The 26582-nt window shown below is 51.4% G+C and carries 25 protein-coding genes; 7 read left to right on the top strand and 18 right to left on the bottom strand.

Annotated features, from left to right (window positions below; translation table 11 throughout):
• Nucleotides 1-80: 80 nt before the first annotated feature.
• Complete coding sequence (locus ACO064_RS04020; protein ID WP_421826121.1) at nt 81-794, bottom strand: hypothetical protein; 714 nt, start codon at nt 792-794, stop codon at nt 81-83.
• Nucleotides 795-1041: 247 nt separating this feature from the next.
• Between ACO064_RS04020 and ACO064_RS04015 the strand changes: the two genes are divergently transcribed.
• On the top strand, nt 1042-2535 hold the full coding sequence (locus tag ACO064_RS04015; RefSeq protein WP_421826120.1) for an aldehyde dehydrogenase family protein: 1494 nt from the start codon (nt 1042-1044) through the stop codon (nt 2533-2535).
• A 74-nt stretch (nt 2536-2609) separates the two neighbouring features.
• Here ACO064_RS04015 and ACO064_RS04010 read toward each other — a convergent pair whose 3' ends face one another.
• Nucleotides 2610-3575 (bottom strand): aldose 1-epimerase, encoded by a 966-nt coding sequence (locus tag ACO064_RS04010; RefSeq protein WP_421826119.1) that lies wholly within the window; start codon nt 3573-3575, stop codon nt 2610-2612.
• 270 nt (nt 3576-3845) lie between these two features.
• Between ACO064_RS04010 and ACO064_RS04005 the strand changes: the two genes are divergently transcribed.
• Both ACO064_RS04005 and ACO064_RS04000 read left to right on the top strand, forming a co-directional pair.
• The gene (locus ACO064_RS04005; RefSeq protein ID WP_421826118.1) at nt 3846-4946 is read left to right on the top strand and encodes an acyloxyacyl hydrolase; all 1101 of its coding nucleotides are present in this window, start codon (nt 3846-3848) and stop codon (nt 4944-4946) included.
• Nucleotides 4947-5110: 164 nt separating this feature from the next.
• Entirely contained in the window at nt 5111-5944 is an 834-nt protein-coding gene (locus ACO064_RS04000; protein ID WP_421826117.1) for a hypothetical protein, read from the top strand.
• A 12-nt stretch (nt 5945-5956) separates the two neighbouring features.
• Here the strand turns inward: ACO064_RS04000 and ACO064_RS03995 are convergent, their stop codons facing one another.
• The 4 genes from ACO064_RS03995 to ACO064_RS03980 form a co-directional block, all read right to left on the bottom strand.
• Nucleotides 5957-6754 (bottom strand): TIGR02757 family protein, encoded by a 798-nt coding sequence (locus ACO064_RS03995; RefSeq protein WP_421826116.1) that lies wholly within the window; start codon nt 6752-6754, stop codon nt 5957-5959.
• Between the two features lie 82 nt (nt 6755-6836).
• The gene (locus tag ACO064_RS03990; RefSeq protein ID WP_421826115.1) at nt 6837-7058 is read right to left on the bottom strand and encodes a hypothetical protein; all 222 of its coding nucleotides are present in this window, start codon (nt 7056-7058) and stop codon (nt 6837-6839) included.
• 79 nt (nt 7059-7137) lie between these two features.
• Nucleotides 7138-8238 (bottom strand): LysM peptidoglycan-binding domain-containing protein, encoded by a 1101-nt coding sequence (locus ACO064_RS03985; RefSeq protein ID WP_421826114.1) that lies wholly within the window; start codon nt 8236-8238, stop codon nt 7138-7140.
• On the bottom strand, nt 8202-9065 hold the full coding sequence (locus ACO064_RS03980) for a hypothetical protein (protein WP_421826113.1): 864 nt from the start codon (nt 9063-9065) through the stop codon (nt 8202-8204). The genes ACO064_RS03985 and ACO064_RS03980 overlap by 37 nt, the downstream gene beginning before the upstream one ends.
• A gap of 94 nt (nt 9066-9159) precedes the next feature.
• Between ACO064_RS03980 and kdsB the strand changes: the two genes are divergently transcribed.
• Nucleotides 9160-9888 (top strand): 3-deoxy-manno-octulosonate cytidylyltransferase, encoded by a 729-nt coding sequence (gene kdsB / locus ACO064_RS03975; protein WP_421826112.1) that lies wholly within the window; start codon nt 9160-9162, stop codon nt 9886-9888.
• Between the two features lie 570 nt (nt 9889-10458).
• On the top strand, nt 10459-12015 hold the full coding sequence (locus tag ACO064_RS03970) for a bifunctional response regulator/alkaline phosphatase family protein (protein WP_114407800.1): 1557 nt from the start codon (nt 10459-10461) through the stop codon (nt 12013-12015).
• A gap of 118 nt (nt 12016-12133) precedes the next feature.
• Here ACO064_RS03970 and ACO064_RS03965 read toward each other — a convergent pair whose 3' ends face one another.
• The gene (locus ACO064_RS03965) at nt 12134-12814 is read right to left on the bottom strand and encodes a cell division ATP-binding protein FtsE (protein ID WP_421826111.1); all 681 of its coding nucleotides are present in this window, start codon (nt 12812-12814) and stop codon (nt 12134-12136) included.
• A gap of 122 nt (nt 12815-12936) precedes the next feature.
• Nucleotides 12937-13596 (bottom strand): fructose-6-phosphate aldolase, encoded by a 660-nt coding sequence (fsa, locus tag ACO064_RS03960; RefSeq protein ID WP_421826110.1) that lies wholly within the window; start codon nt 13594-13596, stop codon nt 12937-12939.
• A gap of 404 nt (nt 13597-14000) precedes the next feature.
• Here fsa and ACO064_RS03955 point away from each other — a divergent pair, with 404 nt between their 5' ends.
• Together ACO064_RS03955 and ACO064_RS03950 are read left to right on the top strand one after the other, a co-directional pair.
• On the top strand, nt 14001-14693 hold the full coding sequence (locus ACO064_RS03955; RefSeq protein ID WP_421826109.1) for a tetratricopeptide repeat protein: 693 nt from the start codon (nt 14001-14003) through the stop codon (nt 14691-14693).
• 35 nt (nt 14694-14728) lie between these two features.
• A complete protein-coding gene (locus ACO064_RS03950; protein ID WP_421826108.1) occupies nt 14729-15082 on the top strand; it encodes a transmembrane 220 family protein in 354 nt (117 codons plus the stop codon).
• Nucleotides 15083-15140: 58 nt separating this feature from the next.
• Here ACO064_RS03950 and ACO064_RS03945 read toward each other — a convergent pair whose 3' ends face one another.
• The 10 genes from ACO064_RS03945 to ACO064_RS03900 all read right to left on the bottom strand — a co-directional run bounded on the left by ACO064_RS03945 (nt 15141) and on the right by ACO064_RS03900 (nt 26533).
• Nucleotides 15141-16079 (bottom strand): glycerophosphodiester phosphodiesterase family protein, encoded by a 939-nt coding sequence (locus ACO064_RS03945; RefSeq protein ID WP_421826107.1) that lies wholly within the window; start codon nt 16077-16079, stop codon nt 15141-15143.
• A 210-nt stretch (nt 16080-16289) separates the two neighbouring features.
• Complete coding sequence (locus tag ACO064_RS03940; RefSeq protein ID WP_421826106.1) at nt 16290-18923, bottom strand: CotH kinase family protein; 2634 nt, start codon at nt 18921-18923, stop codon at nt 16290-16292.
• 475 nt (nt 18924-19398) lie between these two features.
• On the bottom strand, nt 19399-20319 hold the full coding sequence (locus ACO064_RS03935) for a helix-turn-helix domain-containing protein (RefSeq protein ID WP_421826105.1): 921 nt from the start codon (nt 20317-20319) through the stop codon (nt 19399-19401).
• Nucleotides 20320-20389: 70 nt separating this feature from the next.
• On the bottom strand, nt 20390-21400 hold the full coding sequence (locus tag ACO064_RS03930; protein ID WP_421826104.1) for an aldo/keto reductase: 1011 nt from the start codon (nt 21398-21400) through the stop codon (nt 20390-20392).
• A 157-nt stretch (nt 21401-21557) separates the two neighbouring features.
• Nucleotides 21558-23432 carry a serine hydrolase domain-containing protein gene (locus ACO064_RS03925; RefSeq protein WP_421826103.1) on the bottom strand — a complete coding sequence of 625 codons (1875 nt, stop codon included), beginning with the start codon at nt 23430-23432 and terminating at the stop codon, nt 21558-21560.
• 108 nt (nt 23433-23540) lie between these two features.
• The gene (locus ACO064_RS03920; protein WP_421826102.1) at nt 23541-24473 is read right to left on the bottom strand and encodes a M20/M25/M40 family metallo-hydrolase; all 933 of its coding nucleotides are present in this window, start codon (nt 24471-24473) and stop codon (nt 23541-23543) included.
• A 90-nt stretch (nt 24474-24563) separates the two neighbouring features.
• Nucleotides 24564-24737 carry a hypothetical protein gene (locus ACO064_RS03915; RefSeq protein ID WP_421826101.1) on the bottom strand — a complete coding sequence of 58 codons (174 nt, stop codon included), beginning with the start codon at nt 24735-24737 and terminating at the stop codon, nt 24564-24566.
• A 332-nt stretch (nt 24738-25069) separates the two neighbouring features.
• Nucleotides 25070-25489 carry a hypothetical protein gene (locus ACO064_RS03910; RefSeq protein ID WP_421826100.1) on the bottom strand — a complete coding sequence of 140 codons (420 nt, stop codon included), beginning with the start codon at nt 25487-25489 and terminating at the stop codon, nt 25070-25072.
• Nucleotides 25490-25542: 53 nt separating this feature from the next.
• Complete coding sequence (locus ACO064_RS03905) at nt 25543-26043, bottom strand: hypothetical protein (RefSeq protein WP_421826099.1); 501 nt, start codon at nt 26041-26043, stop codon at nt 25543-25545.
• A gap of 37 nt (nt 26044-26080) precedes the next feature.
• Nucleotides 26081-26533, bottom strand: a complete 453-nt coding sequence (locus ACO064_RS03900) for a hypothetical protein (RefSeq protein ID WP_421826098.1) — start codon at nt 26531-26533, stop codon at nt 26081-26083.
• Nucleotides 26534-26582 lie beyond the last annotated feature (49 nt).

Here is a 26582-nt window from a genome sequence, read left to right as displayed (position 1 = left end):
GAGGAGAGACAAGAGAAGAAAGACGAAGCCTGGCTTATAGATACACCCTGGCTACAGGTCTTATTTCTTTCATCTATACTCTATTTTCTGTTGAATAAACCGTAGGTCAATAAAAATTGAAGAGAGGGCAGAAAGCGATAACTTTTTAGATTTTGCTGAATAACCGGTATTTGTTCGCCGATTGTAGTCGTTTCCAGAAAACCGGTGTACTGCAGATCGACTTTGGGTGAGCCGAGGTAATATGCGCCTAATTCCACCGCAAAACCCAACCGGCGGATGGGCGTCGAGCGGCCGTAGCCGAAACCGGCGTAGCCCAGTACGCTGTTCCATTTCAGCGAGGCATTGACCACACCAACGTTTTCTTCCGAAATCTCAATGCCACCGAATTTTACTTTCCCCTCGGCAATCACATTGGCGGTCAAATCGGGTCGCCATGTATAGCCTGCCCCACCGGTTACGAATAGCTGGTTCCGCTTGAACGGGTGCCACTTGACGGACGCCAGCGCAATACCCACCACCAGATCGGGCGTGATGTTTAGCTTGCCTTCCCCGGCTTTTACCCGAAAAACACCGTCGTAAGCAAAGTAACTGACGCCGACACGACCCACAATTCGGGCGTCGGGGCGGAGGTTTTTGGCGAGCTGAATTCCCAAACCGGTTGAGCCCAACTGCAAACCAACGGCGTACGGAGCAGGTTGTAACCGGATGGAATCACGAACCGATTGCGCGGCTAAACGCATCGTGCTGGTGGTGATTAAAAAGAATAGTAAAAAAGCTGTAACTGGTTTATTCATACGCACTTATTAGTTAGTAAACAGATTTGTTATCGGAAGTTAAGCAATTATCAGACAACAAAATTGAAATGGATATGAAATATTAGTAATTGGTCGGGATTGAAAAATATTTATCACATTAGCAGGTTCCTTTATAATAATTTTGTTCCAACTTAGCCGGGGCAATGTTGGTTGTGTCGAACGGATGGCTTTTGAATAATTTACGGGCATGCAACAATTCCTTCAAAAACTAAAAACACAGCCAGTGATGTCGGGCACTAGCACCGGCCAGGCCTTTTGGCACTCGGCAGCGGAAGAACACCTGCTGGATTCGTATTCACCCGTCGATGGGCAATTGATGGCCCGCGTTTTTCCCACCACGCACGAAGATTACGACCAGGTGGTGGAAACCGCCCGGGCGGCATTTCTGGAATGGCGGAGCGTTCCGGCACCGAAACGGGGCGAGATTGTCAGACAGATGGGTGAACAATTCCGGCAGTACAAAAAAGAACTCGGCACGCTCGTTAGCTACGAAATGGGAAAATCGCTGCAGGAGGGAATGGGTGAGGTGCAGGAAATTATCGACATCTGCGATTTTGCCGTGGGTCAGTCGCGCCAGCTCTACGGCCAAACCATGCACAGCGAGCGCCCCGACCACCGGATGTATGAACAGTGGCATCCGCTGGGCGTGGTCGGTATTATTTCCGCCTTTAATTTTCCGGTGGCAGTTTGGTCGTGGAATGCGATGCTGGCCTGGGTTTGTGGCAACGTCTGCATTTGGAAACCGTCGGAAAAAACACCCCTCACGGCCTTGGCTTGTCAGCAAATCATCAAAGACGTGCTGGAGCAAAACGAGGTTCCGGAAGGCGTTTCGTGTCTGATAACGGGAGGGCGTGAGGTGGGTGCCTGGCTGGCAGAAGACCCGCGGATTGCGTTGGTGTCGGCCACCGGTTCCACGCGCATGGGCAAGGCGTTGGCACAAACCGTTGCCGGGCGGCTGGGCCGGTATTTGCTCGAACTGGGCGGAAACAACGCCATTATTATTTCACAACATGCCGACTTAAACGTCGCCATTCCGGCCATTGTATTTGGGGCGGTGGGAACCGCCGGTCAGCGGTGTACGTCCACGCGACGGCTGATTATTCAGGAATCGGTTTATGAGGATGTCAAGCAGCGTCTGGTAAAAGCCTACGGACAGCTTCGCATCGGAAATCCGCTGGAGGAGCAAAACCACGTCGGGCCGTTGATCGACCGGGCGGCTGTGTCGGCTTATCAATCGGCCCTGTTCCAGATTAAGGAGCAGGGGGGGCGGTTGCTGATCGATGGTGAAGTGCTGGAAGGCCCCGCTTTCGAATCGGGCTGTTACGTCCGGCCCGCCATTGCCGAGATGCCCGCGCAGACCGACATTGTTCAGCACGAGACGTTTGCGCCAATCTTGTATTTACTGAAATACCGGACATTGGAAGAAGCCATCGAATTGCAAAACGGCGTTCCACAGGGCTTGTCATCAGCGGTTTTTACGCTCAATTTGCGCGAAGCCGAACGGTTTCTTTCGGTCGCCGGATCGGATTGTGGCATTGCGAACGTGAACATCGGGACGTCGGGTGCCGAGATCGGCGGGGCCTTTGGGGGCGAAAAAGAAACCGGGGGCGGTCGCGAATCCGGCTCCGATTCCTGGAAAGCCTACATGCGCCGTCAAACCAACACCATCAACTACGGAACCACCTTGCCGCTGGCGCAGGGAATCAAATTTGAGTTATGAATGATGGATGATGAACGATGAATGAATAAACATCCTATTTCATTCATCATCCATCATCCATCATTCATAATTTTTTAACTCAAGCTAACCCGAATGGTGCCTTTGGCCACTTCGTTGGGTTCCAGAACGATGAGACCCTGGCCGTTGTTGAGGGCGTTGACGTTGCTGGTGAGCGATTCGATGGCGATGTTGTCGCGACCAACGGGGGTATACACAACCAGATAGTTGAATTTTTTCGGGCCGGTTTCCTGCCAGACGTTCAGTTGCAGCCCTTGTTGGGCCGACCGCAAAACCGTCGTAACGCCCGCTCCGTTATTTTCTTCAACGATAAAGGCCGCATCCAGCACCCGATCGCGGAGGGCCAGTTCACCTTTCTGTTCGAAGAGTTCTTCGCCAACCGGCAGCAGACGGTCATCCAGCAAAACCTGTTTGGCGACGGGCAATTCGATGGTCAGTTGATCGACAGGTTCTTCGTTCAGGGTAAAGTAGGGATGCCAGCCAAAGCTGACGGGGGCGGTTCTGTTGCCGGTATTCTGAGCTTCGTAAGTCACCGTCAGACCGGCTGATGACAAGGTGTAGCGGATTCTGAATTCAAACGGAAAGGGATAGCCGGGGTAGGAGCCATCGTGGAAGTAGCGGAGCGTCATCGAGGCTTCCGATTCGCTGATTTCCTGCCCAAACAGTTCAAAAGCTTTTCCAAAGACAAAACCGTGAATGGCATTATCGTGGTGGGCTTCATTCATCGGCAGGGTAAACATTTCACCTTCAAAAGCGTAAATACCGTGCCGGATGCGACTGGGAAACGGGAAAAGCAGGGCGCTGGCGTGGGTTTCGTCGGCCAGCACCGCCTGCTGCGATTTGGGAGCCCGGATGAGTGAAACCAGTTTGGATTCCTGAGTAGAGCTCCGGTGGCGCAGCACCAGTTGTCGGACCATGGCACCGTGGGCGGGCAGAAGGCTGACAAATTCGCCGGTTTCGATGTTGTGAATGGAATATTCGGTAAACGCGCCAAAAGGCTGGTGGTGGATTTCAAAAGGCATTTTTCGATTCGATTAAGATGTCAACTGGGGATAGTCGGGTACGCTTTGTGTACTAGGTCGCAAACACGAAGATAGACACTTTTTATTTTTTGTGGGTCCTCAGTCCATTGAGAAGACCCCGAAAGAGGGCCTTTTTTGGATTAAAACCATCACAAATTGTACGAAATAGTAAAGTAATCGTCTTGAATAAAATAACTTTTAAAAGATTCAAAATGGCATGTAACTTGTTGAAAAATAGCAATTAAAAAACTATTTGTAAGACAAAGGTTTATGCGTCATTTTTATAGGCTCTTCGTGCTTTTACCGGTTTTTATAACGTCGGCGTTCGGACAGGTAAGTACAGATACTTTAACGGCTCAGCGGCAATTTGGTTTAACCTGGCAGCAGGGAATCTCAAAATCCAATCAAGTTGTTCCGGCTTCCCGGCAAACGCCAATCGGCGTTGAACTGGCATATAGTCAGGTAAGTTTGCGTCGGCGGGCCTGGGAAAACTGCCAGTGTTTTGCGCAGGTGGGCGGTTATATCAACTACATCACGTTCCGCAATCCCGATCCGCTGGGACGCACGATGGGCGCCGGTCTGTTTTTTGAACCCCTGATCAATTACCGCAGCCGGTTGTATTTTTCGGTTCGGGGCCTGGCCGGGCTTACCTACCTGACCCGGGTTTACGACCCCGTCGACAATCCGACCAATGACCACTTCAGTATGCCCGTTAGTGCTTTGATTGCCGCCAGTTTTACGGGCCACTACCGGCTGACGAAGCAGTGGGATCTGACGCTCGGTGCTACCTACAACCATATTTCCAATGCTGGCACGCGATTGCCCAACCAGGGCATGAATGTTCCGACCATTGCCCTGGGAGCGCAATACCAACTGCATCCGGCGGTTTTTCCCGACACCCGCCTGTGGGTTCCGGCCCCCTTAACCCGGCGGTGGATGAGCCGGGTATTGATGATGGGTTCCGTGCGGGTGTTGCCTGAAACGGATACAAAGCCGGAGATGGCACTGCCGGTATTTGGGGTGAATGTGGTGGGCGGATACCGGGTGACGCGAAATCATACTTTCTCGGCGGGATTCGAACTGGTAGACGACCGGTATTTCAAGGAACAGCTTATAACCTGGACCAAAGGCAAAGCCACTGATGCCCGTCAGGCTACCATTCTGGCGGGGTACGAATTCTGGCAGGGGCGTTTTATTTTTGCAGCGCACCACGGCTGGAACATCATCCGTCCCCTTCGCTACAAGCCAGCCTCCTATCAGCGTTATAATTTGCTCTATCGGTTGCACAACGGTATTACGGTGGGAATGAGCGTGAAAGCCTACGGCGAAAATACGAAAGGCTTTAGCGTTATGGCGGGCTACAGTCTGTAAACCATCCCCGGAATGCCTGCCGTTGCAGCATGGGTCCGTAACCAGGTATAAAAAATAATTATTTGATGAAATGGGAAGAGAAAAAGTGACTTTTGAGGTTTTTCATCGTATAGTATTTAGTGAGCAATACCATACTATGTAACTACCTAAAATTGTCGTTCGCCGTGTTTGCATCCGAAGAAGTGCTTTCCCCTGATGAAATATACAAAGCGCATAACGAAATCAGTCAGCTCAAACAGGCCCTGGAACGCGAGGCTGTGTTTGGAGAAGGACGATTACCGAAAGCGGTAGTAGACTATAAGGAAAGAAGGCACAATTTACTCTACTACCAACTATCACTTACCGCCCGTACCTTACCGATTTATGATTTCATCGGGCGTCCGGTTTATTGGCCATCCCATGAATTGACGGATAGTCAGGTGAGTCGGGAAGTCGATCGGCTTCTGCTGTTGCTGGCCCACAACGGAATTGAAATTGCCATATCGGATCCACACAGCAACGCGGACGATCGGAAACTCTACTCGTTTCTGACCGATTTGGTTTTTAAGCGGGAAGTGAAAGACATTCGCCTGCCGGGCATCAGTTACAGCATCGACTACAATTATTATTGTCCGGATTATACGCACTCCTGTATTTTTATTGCCGACGAGTTGCTTACCGGTTTATTCGAGCGTGATTATGAACGGTTAGAAAGCTGCCTGTCTCCTCATTTCTACATCAACAACAATCCGCTGGAAGAATTGTATCAGCATGTGATTATCAAGTTTGATACCTACCGGGCCTATCTGGGCAAGTATTTGCTTGTCGGCTGGACGATCGAAGGTATTGACCTGAACGAAAACCAACGGAAGGGAATTGTTCAGCTCGCCCTTCATTATGGCCGGGAGAAAAACAGAAAACCGTTGTTTACCAACAAAGGAAAATTGGTTTGTTACGGTAATGAGAACAACTGGTGGTTTATTCACCAGATCGACCTTCCCGGATTAAAACTGGACTAACCCAAATCGGGCTTACATTTCGCCTTCCACACCCAGCCCAAACAGGGCAAAATCGTATTTTACCGGATCGGCCGGATCAAATTGTTTCAGGGTTTCGGTTAACGCAACGGCGGCTTTCCAGTCGGTTTGAGGACGATCCAGAAGGCCCAGTTTTCGGGCCACGCGTTCCACATGCACGTCGATGGGAATGATGAGTTGCTCCGGCCGGATGCGGTTCCATAAGCCGAAATCAACGCCCTGTTCGTCACGCCGAACCATCCAGCGCAGAAACATATTCAGTCGTTTGCACGACGAATTGCGGGAGGGCGTGGCAATGTGCTTGCGGGTTCGGTCCGGAAAAAAAGGATCGTCACAAAACCGGTTGTGAAACGTTTCCAGGAAGATTCCTGCCGGGTGCCGGTTGACTTCATTCGGCCCTTGTTCGGGGGTAGGGGCGGGAACGAAGGCATCTTCCAGGGTTTCGTGGTGCTGGTAAAACTGGCGAAAGAAATGCAGGAAATACAAGGTGTCCGTCGCGTTGAACGTGCGGTGTTTGAAGTCTAAAAACCGCTTCAAATCGGTGTCCCGGTGGTTTCGTACAAAATCGTAGGGGGCACTGTCCATGCGGTCGATCAGGTCGCTGGCTTTTTTGAGAATGACCGGACGTTGTCCCCAGGCCAGCACGGCCGCCCAGAATCCCATGATTTCGATGTCCTGCCGTTGGCTGAACCGGTGCGGAATGCTGACGGGATCTTTTTCGATAAACGAACGCTGGTTATACTGCCCGACTTTTCGATCGAGTAATTCTTTTACGGATACGGAATCGTACATGAGGACGGTTTGAACCACAAAGGCAGAGGGCAACATTCGAATGGCTTCTGAACGCACCGGGAAATTTCGGATGGGCAGACTTTTATTTACTTTTTCCGCCACTCAACACGTAAACCACGCCTTGTGAGATCTTGGAAAAAAACGAAACAACAACGGAAAACAGGGCCGTAAACAGGGCAATGATCGGGTAGGAAAGGGTAAAAACGGCACTCCAGACTTTGTAGCCCGTGGTGGCCTTCATCTTCTCTTCCCGTTCTTTATGCCGGCGGGCAATGCGTTCGGCTTTTTGTTCTGGTGTAAGCATGGATACTTTGAATAGCGAATAATGAATGATAAATATCGAATAACGAAGTGTCCATGGCTTCGGTTTTCAATACACATTCTTAAGGTACTAAATAACTGACCTCAGCCCGAAAACGCCGATCGGCGGGAGAAAGTTTCTCGAAGGCCCGCGCCGAAACTTTCACGATCACTTTGTCATTGACGCTGGTGTCGGGCAGGCGACCGATAATTTTCACCCAGATCGACTGCTGATTCATGTCGTTTCGCACCAGAACCAGCGTTCCGATGGGGGCGGAGCGGTGCAAAGCCAGGTACTTGTTCGAGTTGCCGGAATTTTCGATGATTTCGGCCATCCCGATTTCAGCAATGCGACGCGTATTGCCACCGGGGTTCGGAAGCGGGCCGGAATCGCCGGGGCGAATGATGCGGGGTTCTGAAGGGGCCGAACTGGTGGGTTCGGCGGCTGGCCGTTCGCTTTCGACGGGGCGGCTGGGCTCTTCCCGGGGGGGCGTTGGAACCGTACGGGGCGGAGCCGCCGGTCGCTCGGTTTTGGGAGAATCATTGCGGGACGTTCGCGAAACTTCGGTCGAGGAGTCGGAGCGATGGGTGGGCGCAACGGCGACGGGTTTGGCCAGCGGTTCCCGAACGCGCCAAGCCTTTTCCGAGACAATCAGCGCCTGACCACTCACGATGTGGTCGGACGAAAGATTGTTCCATTTACGAACCTCATCCATTGAAACCCCGTAGCGCGACGCCAGGCTATACAGGGTTTGCCCCGGTTCCACCTGGTGAATTCCGCTGTTGGCTTCCCGAACGGTTTCCTGTTTCACTTCGCGCTCCTCGCGTTTCAGCGATTCTTTTTCTTCTTTTTTGATGGCCTTTGTCACGGCTTTTTCTTCTTTCCGCGACAAATTACGGGCCGGAACACGCACCACCTGATCGTAGCGGACGCCATCGGCCAGGCCCGGGTTGGCATCTTTGATGGCCTGAACGGTGGTGTTGTATTTCCGAACGAGCGAATACAGCGTTTGCCCCTGTTCGATCCGGTGCAGAACATACAGTTTACCGTCTTTCTTCTCCATTCCGAGAGAATCCGGCAGAACAGGGCGGGCTTGCGTAATGATACTGGTCAGCCAGCCAGCTAGTAACAGCGGCATCAGTCGCTTCATGGCATTGGTTTCAAATAATAACTTGTAAGACAAGTTGAAGTGGTTTGAATGATGATCTGGTTTTGCCAGACGCAGAAAGAGCTGGTTCCGACCAACGGCTGGGCGTTCGAGTCGGAGAGCGGCCGGGCGGTTTCGGGGTCCTGGCCGGTTTTCTGGTGCAACCAGGTCGTTCGTAGACGGTCGGTGATCAACACGGATGCGTGTAGCTGATCGTTTGTTTCACGATAATAATACGAAAAAATAAGTTTATCGCCAATTTCCAAATACTCGACCGGGCCAATCGGCTGCCGCTGCGTCTGTTTTTTTATAAACCGGTCGATAACGGGCCACCAGGTGCTGGTCGTCGTGTAAGAAACGGGGAAAGACAGGCGCGAATTGTTAAAAACCGGTGGATTTTCAGCGGTTTCAACCGGTTCGCCATCGGCCAGTCGAAAGGCCACAACGGGGGAGGTGGCCAGGTCGGTCAGCGAGGCCCGTTGCGCCCAAACCTGTTCGGCATCGGCTCCGGTCAAAACGTGTTGGGGCCATTCCCAGCGCGGCTGACCGGTTTTCAGATTCACATTTCCCAGGGCCGTCGGGACCGGTAACCGGTTGTTATCGAAGCGGTGGTAGAGTGCCTGGCCGTTCCAGAGGCCAATCAGGGATGAATGAAACGGCAGCGAGGGTTTTATTTCGGAAACGAGTTTCCCATCCGGTAATGCCACGGTTGCGAAGGTCAGTGTCTGGGAGTCCCGGTTTCGCAATTCGGCAACAAACAGGCCGGGGCTCGTATCGACCTGTTCAAAAACCAGTCGCCAAACCGGGTCCGAAAATCGTAGTTGGAAAGCGATAGGCAACGAATTGGGGTTTGCGTTGGTCATTCAGAATAGGGATCGGGCCAGAATCAACACGCCATTTTTTCCCGTGTAAACCGAGTTCCGCGTATCTTGCGCCAAAAATACCGAAAATCGACGAATGAACATCCTCGGAATTATCCCGGCTCGTTATGCCTCCAGCCGTTTCCCGGCCAAAGCCCTGGCGGATATTGGTGGAAAAACCATGATTCAACGCGTGATGGAGCAATCCCAAAAGGCGACCTCACTCAGACGGGTCGTGATTGCGACCGACCACGAAGCCATTGCGGGGCCGGTCCGCGCGTTTGGCGGAGAGGTCATCATGACCTCCGAGAACCACCAGAGCGGAACCGACCGGTGTTACGAAGCGATGCGGGCCGTTGGGGAAACGTTCGATTATGTGATTAATATTCAGGGTGATGAGCCTTTTATTAAACCCGAGCAGATTGATCTGCTGGCTTCGGTGCTGGATGGACAGACGGAACTGGCCACGCTGGTGAAGCGGATCGATGATCCGGACGTGCTGTTCAATCCGAGTACGCCGAAAGTGGTGCTGAACAGTCGGGGAGAAGCCCTGTACTTCAGTCGCCAGACGCTTCCGTACCTGCGCGGCTGGCCGTCGGAGGAATGGCTGGAGCACCATATCTTTTACAAACACATCGGTATTTACGCCTACCGGGCTGATATTCTGGGCCAAATTACGCAGTTGCCGCCCTCGTTGCTTGAAAAAGCCGAAGCCCTTGAACAACTCCGCTGGCTCGAAAACGGCTACCGGATTCGCTGCGTCGTGACGGAACTGGACAGCTACGGGATCGATACGCCGGAGGATCTGGAGCGGTTAGTAAAGTAGCAAGGTTACTAGAAAACGCGGTTTCCCGTAGGGATTCAACAGCGTAGCGTCGGTAGCAAATGGCAACCAAACCATCCCTTTATCCCGTAGGGATTCAACAGCGCAGCGTCGGTAGCAAATGGCAACCAAACCATCCCTTTATCCCGTAGGGATTCAACAGCGCAGCAAAAGGATGATTGTTTTTTTTGCGTGCCGTAAGGTACGCGACCGTCGGATTTCTGTGAATGGTTGGTCGCGTACCTTACGGCACGCGGGCGCCCAACGTAATCCCATTTTCTACCGACGCTGCGCTGTTTAATCCCTACGGGATGAGCAAGCCAGTTACTCCCAAAACCGGTTTCTTCCAAAATTAGACCCTGCGCGACACCTTTATCTGTCAAAAACTGCAAGGAAACTAATCATCTTTCGAAAAGGTAAGCTGAAAAAGGTAACTTGCCCGCAGGACGATGCCGATAACTTCAGTGGGAGGGGTGTTAAAGACTGTTAAAATCGAACCACCTGAACAGTTTCGGTCGTTACCAAGTTGAACTAGAGTAAACTATTCAATCTAACCACACAGAAAACCGTATCATGCAAAATTATTCCATCCTCTGGGCCGATGACGAAATTGACTTATTGAAACCGCATATTCTTTTTCTGAATAACAAAGGATATACCATTACACCCGTGAACAGCGGAGCCGACGCGCTCGAAAAAGTGGATCAGGAAAACTTCGACCTCGTTTTTCTGGACGAAATGATGCCGGGCATGACGGGTTTGGAGACGCTCCAGCAAATCAAGCAAATGCGGCCCAACCTGCCGGTTGTGATGATTACCAAGAGCGAGGAAGAACACATCATGGAAGGGGCCATCGGGGCTAAAATCGCCGATTACCTCATCAAACCGCTCAATCCCAACCAGATTCTGCTGTCGGTTAAAAAAATCCTCGACAACAAACGCCTGGTAACCGAAAAAACGAACCAGAGCTACCAGCAGGACTTCCGGAATTTATCGAACCTATACAACGACCGTGTGGATTTCGACGACTGGGTCGATATTTATAAGAAGCTCATTTTCTGGGAACTGGAATTGGACGGAGCGCAGGATAAGAGCATGGGCGAAGTCTTCAACATGCAGAAGAGTGAGGCCAATGCGACGTTTTGCAAGTTCGTGATGAACAATTACGAAGACTGGCTGAACGAACCCAAAGGCGACAAACCGGTGATGTCGCACCAACTGATGCGCAAGAAAGTGTTTCCGCTGATCGAGCAGAACAACCCGCTTTTCTTCGTGCTGATCGACAACCTGCGCTATGATCAGTGGAAAGTGATCGAGCCGATTCTATCCGAATATTTTACGGTAGAAGAAGAATCATCCTATTATTCCATTTTGCCGACCACTACGGCTTTTGCCCGGAACGCCATTTTCTCGGGGATGATGCCGAGCGAAATGGAGAAAAAACATCCCGACCTGTGGGTGAATGACGACAACGAAGAAGCTGGTTTGAACAACAACGAAGACCAGTTTCTGAAACGCCAGATCGATAGCAGCCGCCTGAACATCAAGTTTTCGTACCACAAGATTCTGAACATCAACCAGGGCAAACACCTGGTCGACAACTTTAGCAACCTGATGCAGAACGATCTGAACGTGATCGTCTACAACTTCGTGGATATGCTGTCGCACGCCCGGACAGACATGGCGATGATCAAGGAACTGGCTCCCGACGAAGCGGCTTACCGCTCGATCACGCGGTCCTGGTTTAGCCACTCACCTTTGCTGGAATTGGTGCGGAAGATTTCGGAAAAGAATGGCCGGTTAATTATCACCACCGACCACGGCATGATCCGGGTGCAGAAGCCGGCCAAGATTGTCGGCTACCGGGATACGAACACCAACCTGCGTTACAAACAGGGCAAAAACCTGGGTTTCGACGACAACCACCTGTTCGTTTGCCGCAAACCGGAAAACTTCTTCCTGCCCCGGATTCACGTCTCCACGGCCTACGTCTTCACGCTGGAAGATTACTTCTTCGCGTATCCGAACAACTACAATTACTACGTCAATTATTACCGGGATACATTCCAGCACGGCGGAGTTTCGCTGGAAGAAATGATTATTCCGTTTGTGTATTTGAAACCGAAATGAGAAGAGGATAAATAACTAATCTAAAATGTAAAATGACGAATGCTAAATGTAAACGTATTAAGCTGGTGCTTTTTAACTTTTACATTTAGCATTCGTCATTTTACATTTTAAATTCAAATCAAAGCCCCTGCTCAATGACCTTCCCATCCTCAACGCGCAGCACCCGGGCGGGATACTTGCGGAGGAAGTCGTAGTTGTGGGTGGCCATCAGGATGGCGGTGCCGGAATTGTTGATGGTTTGGAAAACATTCATGATTTGTTCGCCAACCGCCGGGTCGAGGTTTCCGGTGGGTTCATCAGCAATCAGAATCATGGGTTCATTGAGCATGGCGCGGGCTACCACCACGCGTTGCTGTTCCCCGCCCGATAGCTGGTGGGGCATTTTTTTCTGCAGAGTTCCCAGACCCACCTGCATGAGCACCTCGGAAATGCGGCTTTTCATTTTGGTCTGGTCCGTCCAGCCGGTGGCTTTGAGCACGAACCGCAGGTTTTCCTCGATGTTGCGATCCATGAAAAGCTGAAAGTCCTGAAAGACGATGCCAATTTTCCGGCGCAGATACGGCACATCCTTCGGTTTCAGTTTTTCGAGGCCAAAACCGGCCACGCGACCAGTGCCCGCTTGCAGCCACAAATCAGCATACAGCGTTTTGAGCAGCGAGCTTTTGCCGCTACCCGTTCGGCCAATTAAAAACACAAAATCCCCTTTGTTGACGTCAAACGTCACATCAGCCAGGACAATCCGACCTCCCTGGTAGATATCAGCCTGATTCAGAGACAGAACGGGTTCGGTAGAGAACATAACTAGCAGTTAAGAGTGATCAGTTAGGAGTGATGAGTTAAGAATCCGCTGATGCATTTTACCGCAGGGACAGCCAACCGCACGGGCGGCCTCGTCTTCATTCTTAACTCATCACTCTTAACTTATTTAGTGGAAGCTTTCTTGTGGTCGGCTAAAAACTTGGCCAGGCCGATGTCGGTGAGGGGGTGGCTGAAGAGGGCGTTGATGACGCTCAGCGGCCCGGTCATGACATCGGCGCCCACTTCGGCACACTGGATGATGTGCATCGGGTGCCGAACGGAAGCCGCCAGAATCTGCGTGCCGTAGCCATAATTGCGGTAAATCAGGGCAATTTGCTCGATCAGCGCAACCCCATCGACCGAAATGTCATCCAAACGACCAACGAAGGGAGACACATACGTGGCACCCGCCTTGGCCGCCAGTAGAGCCTGCCCCGCCGAGAAAATCAGCGTACAGTTGGTTTTGATGCCCTTTTCCGTGAAATAATTGATGGCCTTGATGCCTTCCTTGATCATCGGTACTTTCACGACAATTTTATCATCGATTTCGGCCAGTTCTTCGCCTTCGGCAATCATTTCGTTAAACGTAGTCGCGATCACTTCGGCGCTTACATCGCCATCGACAATGTCACAAATGGCTTTGTAATGCTGCATGACGCTGTTTTTGCCGGTGATGCCTTCCTTTGCCATCAGAGACGGGTTGGTGGTCACACCGTCTAAAATGCCCAGATCCTGCGCTTCGCGAATATCGTTTAAATTGGCGGTATCGATGAAAAATTTCATAGAGTCTACACTGAAAGAAAAGAGATGATATGAGTGATTAGAATGCGTTCAACAACAAAGATAATCGTTCAATCAGACGATCGGATTTTTGATTTTCCGTTGAGCGAATCAGGTTCTGAAGCGATTGGGCCGCGGTCAGAATGCTGGAAAACAAAAAAAGGCAAACCGACATCTCACCGCTACGACCGCCTACCCTTGCTTCTGTCAAGACCTGGGGGATTCAGCAGGAGCTGGTAGTGCCTGTTTGCCGGGTGCAAAATTAGTAATTTATGCAGGAAAATAAAAGCCGCTGGCTACTTTTGTAGCAATTTTACGCTGATCCTATGAGAAAGACCGTTTTAAATACCCTAAAAGGCCGTTACCGTATCGACAAAATCCTAAGAAACAGCAGCAGATCGCTCGGAATGGGCCTTGTTGTTTATTGCCTGCTCATCCTGCAATCCTGCACGTCGTCGGAAGGCAAACTGACGGAGGCCCGGGCCTTGATGCAGCAGGGCAAATTTCGCGAAGCCATTCAGCCCCTGAATCAGGCGATTGATGCGGATGCGGACAATTATGAAGCGTTCAACAGCCGGGGCGTCGCCTATTTTGAGTTGAAGGACTACGAAAACGCCCTGCTGGATTATGAACAGGCCATTCAGTTAAAACCGGATTTTTATAAACCGTATTACAACCGGGCGAAGCTGAAAACCGCCCGGGGCGAAACCGATTCGGCATTGAAAGATTACGCCGAAGCCATCCGCCGGGCACCCGATTCCTCCGACATTTACCTCGACCGGGGTCAACTGTTTGCCAACAGCGGGAATCTGGTCTCGGCTTTGTCGGACTTCAACCAGGCCATCCAGCGGGATGCGAAAAATTCACTGGCGTACTTCAACCGGGGAAACATCCGGTTTCAGCAGGAAGAATACCCCGAAGCCCTGAACGATTTTACGAAAACCGTGCAACTGGACGCTAAATTTGGCAAAGCGTTCAACGCCCTCGGCGTGACTCAGGTCATGATGAACCAGCGCGAAAATGGATGTCTGAGTCTGAAACAGGCCAAACAACTGGGCTATTCCGAAGCCCAGGCGTATCTAACGGAATACTGTCAATAAAAGACGTTTCTTTACAATTCTTAAACTCTAAATCCATGCGGAAGATTCTTGCCATCACGTTCGGCTTATTGTTCACCCTCTTTGCGGCTTTTCAATACAACGACCCCGACCCACAGGTGTGGGTTCCCATTTATGGATTTGCCGCCATTGCCAGTTTTATGGCGTTCGGAACCGCCGGTCGTCCGTGGTTTTATCTGGCGGCCGGTGCCATCTACCTGGTTTCGGCCATTTACTGGTGGCCCCCGCAATTTGAAGGGTTTTTATTGGACGAAATGGGCATGAAAACGCTCAACGTCGAACTGGCCCGCGAATCCGGCGGTCTGGCAATCTGTGCCGTGGCCATGCTGCTGCTGGCGGGGTTGACGCGGCAAACCGTTGCGAAGCGATAAACCCTGATCCGGTTCTGCCGAAAGCCGGTTCTTTAATCAGGTCCCGGCATTGCTGCTATCAGAACCGGTCACTGACCACAGCTTTTTTAAAATAAATGCTCTTCGCACTTTTGGCGGGAACCAACGGCTGAATGGCATCGGCGGTTTCGATGGGCAGGTCGGATTCGAGAATACTGGCGCCGTCGTTGAAAACCGCCCGGTAAGCGGCTGCCCGCTCGTCCGGCGTTTTGAGTTTGTCGTAGGTGGGAGCCGCCGAAATCATGCACATGACACCTTTTGCGTTCAGCAAACGGTACATTTCCTGGTTTTCGGGTTTGACATCCGGGCCAATGTAGGCGATCAGCTGAGAAAACGGAATCCCAGCTTTTTCGTAGTCCTTCATCGCCTGGGGCGTTTTCACAAAGGCCGAAAACATCTGGTTTTTGTTTCCTTTGTAGTAATACAAGGCTTCGTCGGCGGTGTGAACGGTGAGCATCACGAAGGCGTCGGCTTTGTGTTCTTTGATGAGCGCGGCAATCATCCGAAACGGTACATCTTTTTTGTCCAGATTCAGAATCGTTTTTCCCCGCGCCCAGTCGATGGCTTCGGCCAGCGTCGGAATGCGGTGTTCAGTCACGTTGCCCTCCGCATCTTTCAGACGCAATTTTTTCAGTTCGGCCCAGATATAATCGCCCACTTTCCCGGTTCCGGTGGTGGTTCGTTCCAGCGTTGCGTCGTGCATCAGCACAATGACGCTGTCTTTGGTCAGACGCGGATCGATCTCGAAAAAAGCCGGGGTGTGTTTCAGCGTGTTCTCGAACGTCGCCATCGAATTTTCCGGAAATCCTTTCACCATGCCGCCCCGGTGCCCGCTGATGATCGGCCGGTCTTTGCCGGTCCACCGGAAAAAACTGTGTAATTCTTTGGGCGTTTTGATCGCCAAAATGTGCAAAGGTTGCTGCGCCTGGACGAGATACGGGGAGAAGAGGAAAGCCAGAAAGGGAATTGTTTTAAACATACCAATCAGGGAATGAACAGTCGTGCAAGGGTGACGGCTTACGCTGGTGGCATACCTGCCGACTGTGTGGGTTTTTGAACCGCAATTTGGCTAAAAATGCCTGAGTTTATTCGGTTTCGGGGGCAATTTTAAAACTACGCAGATTTACACACACCGAGGGCCTGCCCGGAACAACTCCTGACAGGCCCTCAATGCATGGATTAAAACCGCTTATTTCTGCAGAACCAGACTTTTCGTGCGAACATCCTTCCCCTGTTGAACCTGAACCATATACAGCCCGGTGGCACCGGCTAACCGTACTTTCTGCTTCTGAATTCCACTGCCTTCCAGCGTGCTTGTAAACCAGTTGCGACCCAGTAAATCGACAACCGATACCGTCGACTGCTGCCAGGTGGCGGTGTGGAAGCTCACCTCAAATTCGCCACTTGTCGGATTCGGCGCGATGGAAATGCTGATGCCGGATTCTTCGTCGGACGAAGCGCTCAGGCGGGCGCCGGGGGTGCAGGGACCGAGCACTTTGGGTGCCTGTTTCAGCGTGTAGGTGCTGCCCAGCACGCGCGCCGAAATGGTGTGGGTCCGGTTGTCTTTCAAGGACTCGGGCGTCGGAAAGCTGTAGACGTGCCGACCGTCGCCTTTACCGGCGGCTTTGATGTCCTCGCGGTAAATATCGGCCAGGGCCGTTCCCAGGGAGGTGTTGCCTTCCAGAAACTCGACCGTCAGCGGGGTGTTCGGTTTGTTCCGATCCCAGACCCAGCCCCGTATCGTTCCGCATTCGACCTTATCGAGGTACCCTTCAAAATTGCCGGTTACAGTGGTTGGATTATTAATAGTAACCGTAACGGCGGCAGAGGAACCGCTTTCGCAACCGGTTTCTTTCCGGCATTTGGCGGTATAACTGGTCGTTATGGCGGGGTTCACGGTGATCGGCGATCCGGTTTGGTTGGTACTCCAGGCCACCGTATACGCACACCCGGTAGCCGTCAATTGTACACTTTGGCCGGATGTCGCCGTCGTGGAACTGGCACTAACGGAGGGAGCCTCCGGTGGCGTGCAACCGCCTGGTGCCGTAATCTGGACAACGCTACTGTACTGCGAAGTTTCGCTCGTACTGATCATTTTCAGGCGGTAATATGCCGGTGAAGCGGTATTCGAATGGGTGAAACTGTAGGTTTGGGGGCCGTCGCTGGTACCGGCTGCTGCCACTTCACCCACTTTGCTGTAGGAATTGCCGTTGGTGCTGAATTCCACTTCAAACCGGCGGGAATTTTGCTCTTTGCTGGTGGCCCAGTCCAGTTTTTTCTGCGCTCCGTCGATGACGCCCGTAAACGACGTCAATGTGACCACGAAGGGCGCGGGTGCGTCGGCTGGAAAAGCTCCGAAATATTTGTCCAGAAAAGCCAGGCGTTTTTCGAGCCAGGGGTCGATATAGGAGAAGTCGGCTAATGCCAGTCGGTCGGGCCACCGCAGGGTTTCGCGGGCGTAGGCGCCTTCATTCTGAAGCAGGTTATAGTTATTCCGCAATTCCTGTTTGATACTTTCCAGGCTGTAAATGGTGCCCCTCAGCTCAAACCAGCGTTTCCGGAGTTTGGATTTAAACCCATCGGGGTCCTGCGACAGGAGCCGGTTATAGAGCCCGTTGGTCATGACATCGTTCGTATGGTATTCTTTGTTTCCCGTAAAATCATACCCAAACGAAGCATCCAAATCCCACGGAAGATAAAAGTATTTTTCACCTTCTTTGTATTTCGCCAGTACCTGATTGTTCGACATGTTATCCGCAGCGCGGATGGCGTTAATGAAGACGAAATTGTCGATCAGACTGGTAATTTCCACCCGATTGAAAATACCGGCTTTAAAGTTCTGGTTGGATGAATTGACGATAAAGTTCACAAAGTCATAGAGGTTAAACCAGAATGACTGTTTCGGATAATCGATTTCAAACCCACCCCAGCTCAGCCCTGCATTGGGATCGTAGCCGGGCAACGGGCCGGTATATTTCGTCGCGCTTCCCGGGTTGGTCTTGTAGAGTTCGCCCCGAACTTCGCCACCATCGGTGATTTTCTTAAGTTTTAATTGCTTCCGGTCTTCTTTTTCGGTCAGCAAATAAACTCCATTATAAGAACCGTTGATGAATACGTCGGTATACCGGTATCGGATTCCGCCAATGGCTTCCGGCTCTTTCGCGATATACGGCAGTGTATGCGTTTTTAGCCAGAGCGAATGCGCCGTTGCATTCTGAAGTCGCATGGATTCGCCGTACATGGCCAGGAGATAATAGTCACTGTCTTCGCGCAAACCGTCCAGACTAACATCCCGGCTTTCATCCCCTTTTATATCGTTCCACAACTCCATATTATACCCTTTCTTCGGATAACCTCTCGAGAAATTACCCCGCACCCGAATGCCCATGTAAGACGTCACCAGCGGCTTATCCGCGGTAGAAAGGGTAATCGTTCCCGGCGTCCGGACATCGTCTTCCTTTTCGTTAATAGCTTTACTGTTAACGGTTTTAACATTCAGGATCGGCAGGCTAGTAAAGAACAGGGTAAAGATGGCTCCGTTGTTGTTAATCTTGTAGGCCTTCCCCTTTTCAAAAGTCGCAGTCGCTTCTGAAAAGGTATATTCCTTATCGAAGATGATTTTCGGACGTGCCGGTTGTCCGGGTGGAATGGTCGGAATTCGATTGCAGACGATGAGCTTTCTTGATTTATCAACCTGAAAGCTCTCAGGCTCTACACCAATGGATTGTGCAGATACTACCGTGGTTTCCAGGAAGGAAATCAGCAGGAATATTCCCAAAAAACACGAATACAGTGATTTAATAGCGGTAAAGGTTTGCTTCATAACGCGAGAAAAATTTAAGTAAGAAGTGATATAAAAGGGGTTGGAAGGTATATAACGACTAAACAGGCTTTTCAAACGGAACAAGTTCTGTTTCTGCGTCATATGCTACTACAAATATAGAATTTATTTATAGGATGGTACATTGATTCTTTATCAGGAGAGGAAGTGAATTATCGGCCTACACCCAAAAGCTTCATCCGGCGGGCTAAATGGCGTGACCGCATGACCAGGAACTGCATTATTTAAAAGGGTAATGCGGGTTAAGTTATCAAACGGTATACTTATTCCGATTGTAGAAATGGATATTTTTGTCTGATAATAGTGTTTTGTATATAGTTTTATTGCTTGTAAAAACAATTTTAAATTGACTTGTTACAAGACACAATGTAGGGGCAGAAAGAACAAATAAAGTGCAGATCGTAATCGGCTTCGATTATGATCCGCTCCGGCAATGTATTTCTATTACTTCGGAAACCTAGTTGAATGTATGCCGGAATTCGAGCGGAGAGAGATTCGTTTTATTCTTGAACAGTTTGCTAAACGACTGCGGGTATTCAAAACCGAGTTGATACGCAATTTCGCTTACGGAGAGGGAAGTGGTCGTCAGGATTTCCTGCGCTTTTTCGATCAGTTTATTATGGATGTGTTGCTGGGTGCTTTGGCCCGTCAGGTTGCGCAGCAGGTCGCTTAAATAGTTCGGCGAAATGGCGAGTTGTTCCGAAATGTAGTGCACCGTCGGCAGGCCCAGTTCCTGCACTTTCCCGCCGGAAAAATAATCTGCCAGCAGTGTTTCCAGCTTGATCAGCAAATCATTGTTGGCAGCCTTGCGGGTGATGAACTGCCGGTTGTAGAACCGGTTTGAATAATTGAGCAATAATTCGATGTGCGACACAATAACATCCTGACTGTAGGAGTCAATATTCGAACGATATTCCTGTTCAATATTCTTCATAATGGTAGCGGCCATTGCTTCTTCTTTTTCGGAAAGATGCAGAGCTTCATTCGCGGCATACGAAAAAAATCCGTAATTACGGATTGATTTTGCCAACTGATAATTCCGGATGTAATCGGAATGGACAACCAGCCACCAACCCGAAAGCGCCAGCTCATCCGTGATATCCGTGGAAATTACTTGCCCCGGTGAAAAGAAAGTCATGATGCCTTCGTCGAAATCATAGTAGTTCTGACCATACTTTAATTTTCCTTTGAACCCTTTCTTGATGCAGATCGAGTAAAAATTGTAAATAAGGCTTCTCATGCTTTCATCCGTGTAGCAGGTTATTTCTTCGAAATTAATTACGCTCACCAGCGGATGTTCCGGTTTGGGTAACGCCAAGATCCGGTGTAATTCAGCGATTGAATGGATAAAATAGGGAGAATGGTCGTTCTTTTTCATGCCGATTTCGATTTTAAAAACCCGGAAAAGCCGCTCTACTGATGGCTTTTCCGGGTTGCAATCCTATTTTTTATAAACTAACCATCGCCATTCCGGTGGCATCATAGCGGTCGCCGGTCGAGGTACCCAACGGAACAATGGCTTCCAGGCGATCCAATTCCCGGGTACTTAACGTTAGGTTGGCCGAAGCCATGTTCTGCTCCACATATTTCACGCGTTTGGTCCCCGGAATCGGCAGAAAACCTTTGGCAATCACCCAGGCAATGGCCAGTTGCGAGGGCGTAATGTCTTTTTCAGCGGCCAGTTTCCTGATCTCGTTCACCAGCTCAATGTTTTTGTAAAACTGCTCCCCCTGAAACCGGGGAATGCTCCGGCGGAAATCGTTGGCAGGAAAATCATCCGGTGTCTGAATGTCGCCGGACAGAAATCCGCGTCCTAACGGCGAATAGGCCACAAAACCGATGCCCAGTTCCTGAATCGTTGCCAGAATACCGTCTTCCTCCACACTGCGTTCAAACAGGGAATACTCGGTCTGAACCGCCGTCAGGGGATGAACGCTGTGCGCCTTCCGAATGGTTTCCGAACCCACTTCCGACAGCCCGATGTACCCGATTTTTCCTTCCTGAACCAGTTCGGACATGGCCCCCACGGTTTCTTCAATCGGCGTGTTGGGGTCCAGGCGGTGGAGGTAATAGAGGTCGATGTAGTCGGTTCCCAGGTTTTTTAGCGAACGCTCGACGGCTTTTTTGACATAGCTCCGCTGGCCGTTGATCCGCCAGGTCAGTTGCTCGTTGTCGTCGATCTCGTAGCCAAACTTGGTGGCAATCACATACTGATCCCGGTTTTCCCGGATGGCTTTGGCCACGAGTCGCTCGTTGGCGAGCGGGCCGTACAAGTCCGCCGTGTCCAGAAAATTGCCGCCCAGTTCGAGCGAGCGGTGGATGGTGGCAATGGCTTCGGCTTCGTCGGCTTTTCCGTAAATATCCATGCCCGCAATCTGCGTCATGCCCATGCACCCCAGGCCAATTTTGGGGACGACCAGCCCCTGACTGCCTAATTTCGTTTTTTGAATACTGCTCATAAGTTCTCGTGTTTGATCGGAGTCAACTATTGACGCTGCAAAGGTGCGGCAGTTCAGCTCCGAAAAAGTAGCCAGATCTCTTGATGTTGTATCCAAAACGGGGAAAGGTATCGAACGGATTTCTGGTGGTTCGTTCTGCCCGGCCGACGGATGTGCGTTACTGCCAGCTTGGTACGCCAATGGCTCCAAACCACGTTAAATAACCGGTGGCCATGACATGCAGAACCGACAGCACGACCATGTGCCAGTATAGGATTCTGCTCACGTTAGCTTTCCGTTTCTGAATCAGCCTGATGACGGACCAGACGGCCGCCAGGGCAAAAAGAATGGACAATATCAGCGCGGAAACCGATAGAAATCCCATCTTTCCCAGCCGTTCCATTGGATCCTGTCCGCCGATGATGCCCAGAACCGAGGTCACCACAAAAAGAAGACTCGTCAGAAAAGGCCACAGAATAACGCTGCGCGTCTCCTTACGGCCCTGTCTGGCCCGTCCGTGTCGGATCAACCAGACGCTGCCGAAAATCACCGAACCCAGCAGATACAGGATCCAGAGAATACTGAGCAGGTATTGACCATAGGCTAGAACCGGTGAAATCCGCATCAGAGCCAGACTTCCCATGTGAACGACTTCCCCCGCCAGCGGGTCCTGTACCTGCACAACACTGATTTTTCCGGTTTCGGGCGAGGCATACTGCCGGTCGGTCACGGCGACGTGGGTTTCTAAACCACCCCCGAACAGGTTTCGGCTAAAAAGAAAATTTCCGTTCCGCCAAAGGCGCTTTATATCCACAATCCGCTGTTGAAAATACATCTTTTGCACCCGCGGATTGATCGGAACATAATAACCCGAAATCGCATCATCGAGTTGTTGGTCCACCGGTTTTTTGCGGGTCGAGTCGGTCTGGAAAGGGGCGGTCTGAAAACTCCGGATCAGGTTCCCAATCCGGGCCAGGGCATTTCCATTCGCGGCATTGATCATAATGGCATAGCCCACCCGGTGTGTCGGCAGATATGCAAAATCCGCCAGGCCGCCGTTGACCCCGCCTGAGTGGGAGCGGTACACAAACTGCTGATACGGAGTCGAATAGTTGGCCAAACCGTATCCGTAGTCCAGACCCGCCCGGGCGCCGGTGGTGGTGGTGGGGGTTTCCATGCGTTTCAGGGAGGCTTCACCCACGAGTTGCCGACCATCAACCCGACCCCGGTTGACAAAAAAACGGAGCATCCGGGCCATATCCAGCGGTGACGCATTAATGGCCCCCGACGGACGAACGCTGATGTTCCAATACGGCTGGGGATCGTTATTCACGTAGAGGGTGGCTCCCCGTTGCCGGTAAAGCGCCGACGCAAAATACGTCGCGGTTGTCATGCCCAGCGGTTGAAAAAAGTGAGTCTGGATGTAGTCTTCAAAACGCTGGCCCGTCAGCTTTTCGATGATGTAGGCGGCCACCGGCGGACCCGAATTGCTGTAGGCCATTCGGGTACCGGGCATCCAGCGGGATGTCCGGGTGCCGGGCAGAAAATCGAGTCCCTGTTTCAGCGTAAGGGTTGGATCGTTGAGGGCGTAATCCGCCATGTGCATATCGTCCCAGCCCGTGGTGTGTTCCAGCAGATGCTCCACCAGAATCGGAGCGGTTTTTTCCCAGGGGTTAACGTAAGCGATTTCGGGTGCCAAGTCCCGGACCTTGTCTTTCAGACGAATCCGGCCTTCTTCCTGGAGCTTCAGAATCGCCAGCGAAACAAACATTTTCGACACCGAACCAATGCGGAACAGCGTCGTAGCGGTAGCTTTCGTGTTTTTCTCCAGATTGGCTTTTCCCAAACCGGTCACCCAAACCGTACTGTCTCCGTTCACCAAAGCCACCCCAACCGCCGGGGTTCCGGTTTCTTTCAGCACGTTTTCAATCGCCCGTTGAAGCGCTGCAATCGTTTTGGGGGGCTGCGGTTTTTCCTGGCTTCTTCCGGTCAGATGAATAAAAAGAAAGCAAAAAAGGAAAACCGTATACCGAATTGGTTGGAGGAAGGTCATGCCGGAAGTCTTTCTACGTGGGGCAACGCTGTCAATAGCGTATTTACAGTAGAAAGTCGCTTTGCTTCGGGCCATACTCTGCCAGAACAGAATCGTTTGCCAGGTGGCTTACTGAACCGGGGTGAACGTCATCTTGGGCCGCGTCATCGCGTTGTCGATCAGCTTGATCTCCAGCTTCAGAATTTCCTCTTCAGCTTTGGCGTCGATTTTCTCGGGATCGTCGCCCGGTTTGTGGTAATCCGGATGACCACCAGTGTGGAAAAACAGCACAGGAATTTTTTTGGCGTAAAAAGCCGCATTGTCGGAACCGCCGTTGCCGGCCCGGTCGGTGAAGAATTTTATCCCGGCAGTAACGTCTTTGAAAACCGTCGGCCAGGCGTCGGCGGTTCCGTAGCCCCCGATGCCGATGCCGCGTTCCGGGTTATACCGGCCAATCATGTCCATGCAAATCATGAAGTTCATTCGATCCAGCGGCAGGGTGGGGTGGTTTAGGAAATGGCGGGAGCCCTGCAACCCCAACTCCTCCGCACCGAAGGCCATGAACAGAAAATTGTATGGCTCTTTCACTGAATTCTTCGCGTAATACTGCGCAAGTTCCAGCAAACCGGCCACGCCCGACGCATTGTCGTCGGCGCCGTTGTGAATCTGTCCCTGCGGGTTGGCGTCCAGCGAACTGCCCTGATCGCCCAGGCCCAGGTGGTCATAATGCGCGCCGATCACGATGGTATGCTCCGCGCCGTTGTCCAGAAATCCGATCACGTTGGCGGCTTTGCGAAGGCTGTCGGGCACCACCACGCGCCGGACTTTGGCCGTAAAAGGTTGGTAAAAACCGTCTTCTCCCAGCGGTTTCAGGCCGTATTTCCGGAAGTGCCGGGCGATGTAGGCCGCGGCTTTGGCATTTTCGCGGCTGCCCGTTCCGCGGCCTTTCATTTGGTCGGAAGCCAGTTTTTCGATGTGCCGGGTGATGCGGCTGGCCGATGGCTCCTGCGCAAAAAGCGGAGTCGTTAATAGAAGAAAAAGGGCAATCAAACGATGATTCATACCCGCAAAGGTATCGATTTTGGTGGTTTCCGGGTAAAATGCGATTTCGCTTTTTCCAACGTCAGGCACAGGCTTCCAACCGTTTTTTATTCAGTGCGTCAGCTTTCTCCGTACCGTTTCGGCAGTTCGTAAATCCTTGAGACTGATTTTGGCCCGTTCTCGAAGGACCCTGCTGGCGTGGAACTGGTCGGTGACCGTGTGCAGCAGAAAGGCCAGCATCTGCGCTTCGTTTGCCGTTAACTCAAGTTCAATGCGCTTTTTCATGGTATCTGTTGTTGTTTTAATAGAAACGTAAAGACGTGTCAGCCCCATCATGAAACCGTGAAAACCGGCTCCTGAAAAAAGCCGTTCGGGTTCAAATCATCGCATGAATTAGGGTACGCTTAAATAACAAAATAAGTATACATTTAGATCGCAAAACGATCGGTTTAACTACGGAAAATACAAATAATTCGCACGTTTGAACAGACGTGAGCAGAGCGGAAACGTTGGGTCTGACATAGAAAAAACCGACCTGGAACAGGCCGGTTTTTATGTACTAACCGGAAGCACCTGGGCAGGCATTTACCGATTCTGGCAAAGGCGGTGGTGTGGACTTACCGGTACTTCTTTTCGATGGCATTTACCAGTTTACGAACCGCTGCTCTTTTGGCGTTAAACCCGTTGGTGCCGTTGGGACTGGCTTTGTAGGTGTCGGTTTCCCAGCGCAGCGCATCGGATTTGTCGTAAAACCGGGCGCTGCAGGCCATCGACGTACCGCCCCAGGACGTGGCGGTGATGCCTTTGCTGGCTTCGAGATTTAACTTGATGATGAAATCGGCCGAGGATTTGTCGAACGTTACTTTCCAATAGCCCCATTCCTGAAGCTGATCGACAAAGGCTTTGTGTGTTTCCTGACTATTTTCGTTTTTCGACAACGATTCGATGTAAACGGTATTTCCCTTTTTGAACGGTTCTCCGGACTGGGCCAGGGCCACTGAGGAAACGAGGAGGAGAAAACAAATCCAGATTTTCATATCTATTGCGTTGGGGTTACAATTAGAACTAAAAGGTGCGATGGTCTTCCGGTTTAATTCCCGAATTTGAAAGCCGCCCCGAGTTCAAAACTCGATCCGGCCGAATTGACAAGTCCCAGGTTGAGTTGCGCATACGGACCGATCCGTTCGTTGACCAGATACCGGGCGCCGAGTTGGGCACCGGCAAAAACGGTTCCTGATTGCGTTCGCCCATCCCGCGAGGCAAACGGTTTACCGATGTGAACGCCCAGGAAAGGGTCGAGTTTATTCCCATTGACCGAAAAGGCTTTCGCCAGATGGTAGTTGCCCAGCACGCCAATCGAATAGGCACTGTAGCCCTTGTTCGACTGATACACTACTTTACCGGCGACTCCAATTTCATCCGTAACGCCATATTCGATGGCCACCGTAACCGGCGTGGCATTGCTTTCCAGAAGCAAACCGGCGGTGCCGACAATCCGGCCCTGCTCAAAGGCTTTTTGCGCCTGCACACGACCGCTACTCAGCAGCATCAGGAAGGCCGCACTGAAGATAAAAGCGAGTTTCTTGCACATAATCAAGGTGTTAGTTAAATGGGTGGAACACGTGGAGTTATTTCTCGGCGGTGAACTTGAGTTCAGATGTTTCCTTCGTGGTTGGGTCGGTTTCGGAAATCGCCAGATTCATTTTTTTGCCGTCGGAACTGGCAATAGTCTGGTTTCCGGCGGTAAGGTTATAGCCCGATCCGTTTTGCTGTACGGTGAGGTTTTTTAGCTCGATGGACTGATCGTCGCTTCCCGTTATTTTCAGCGTCAGTCGAAGCGTCACCTGATCGTCGGTGGTTTGGGGCGTCAGGCTGGCGGTGCCGGATACGGTCTGGCCGTTCTGGGTATATGGCAGCGTCGGCAGATTGATGCGGTCGTCTCCCGATACGTAATAGAAGGAAGTGAGGTTATACGTACCCGCTACGGCTTCCGCCGGTTTGGCTGGTGCGACTTCGTCATCGTCTTTTTTGCAGGCCGTAAAAGTCAGCATTACCAGGAGGAACAGAAGGAGCGTTTTCATAATCGTGCGTTGTTTTGGGGTGATTACCGTCAATCACCGGGGCAAAACT

Origin of the sequence: Larkinella sp. (assembly GCF_965227735.1) — a bacterium.
Classification (GTDB): domain Bacteria; phylum Bacteroidota; class Bacteroidia; order Cytophagales; family Spirosomataceae; genus Larkinella.
The sequence above is the reverse complement of the archived record's forward strand: the minus strand, read 5'-3'. Positions and strand labels throughout refer to the sequence as shown.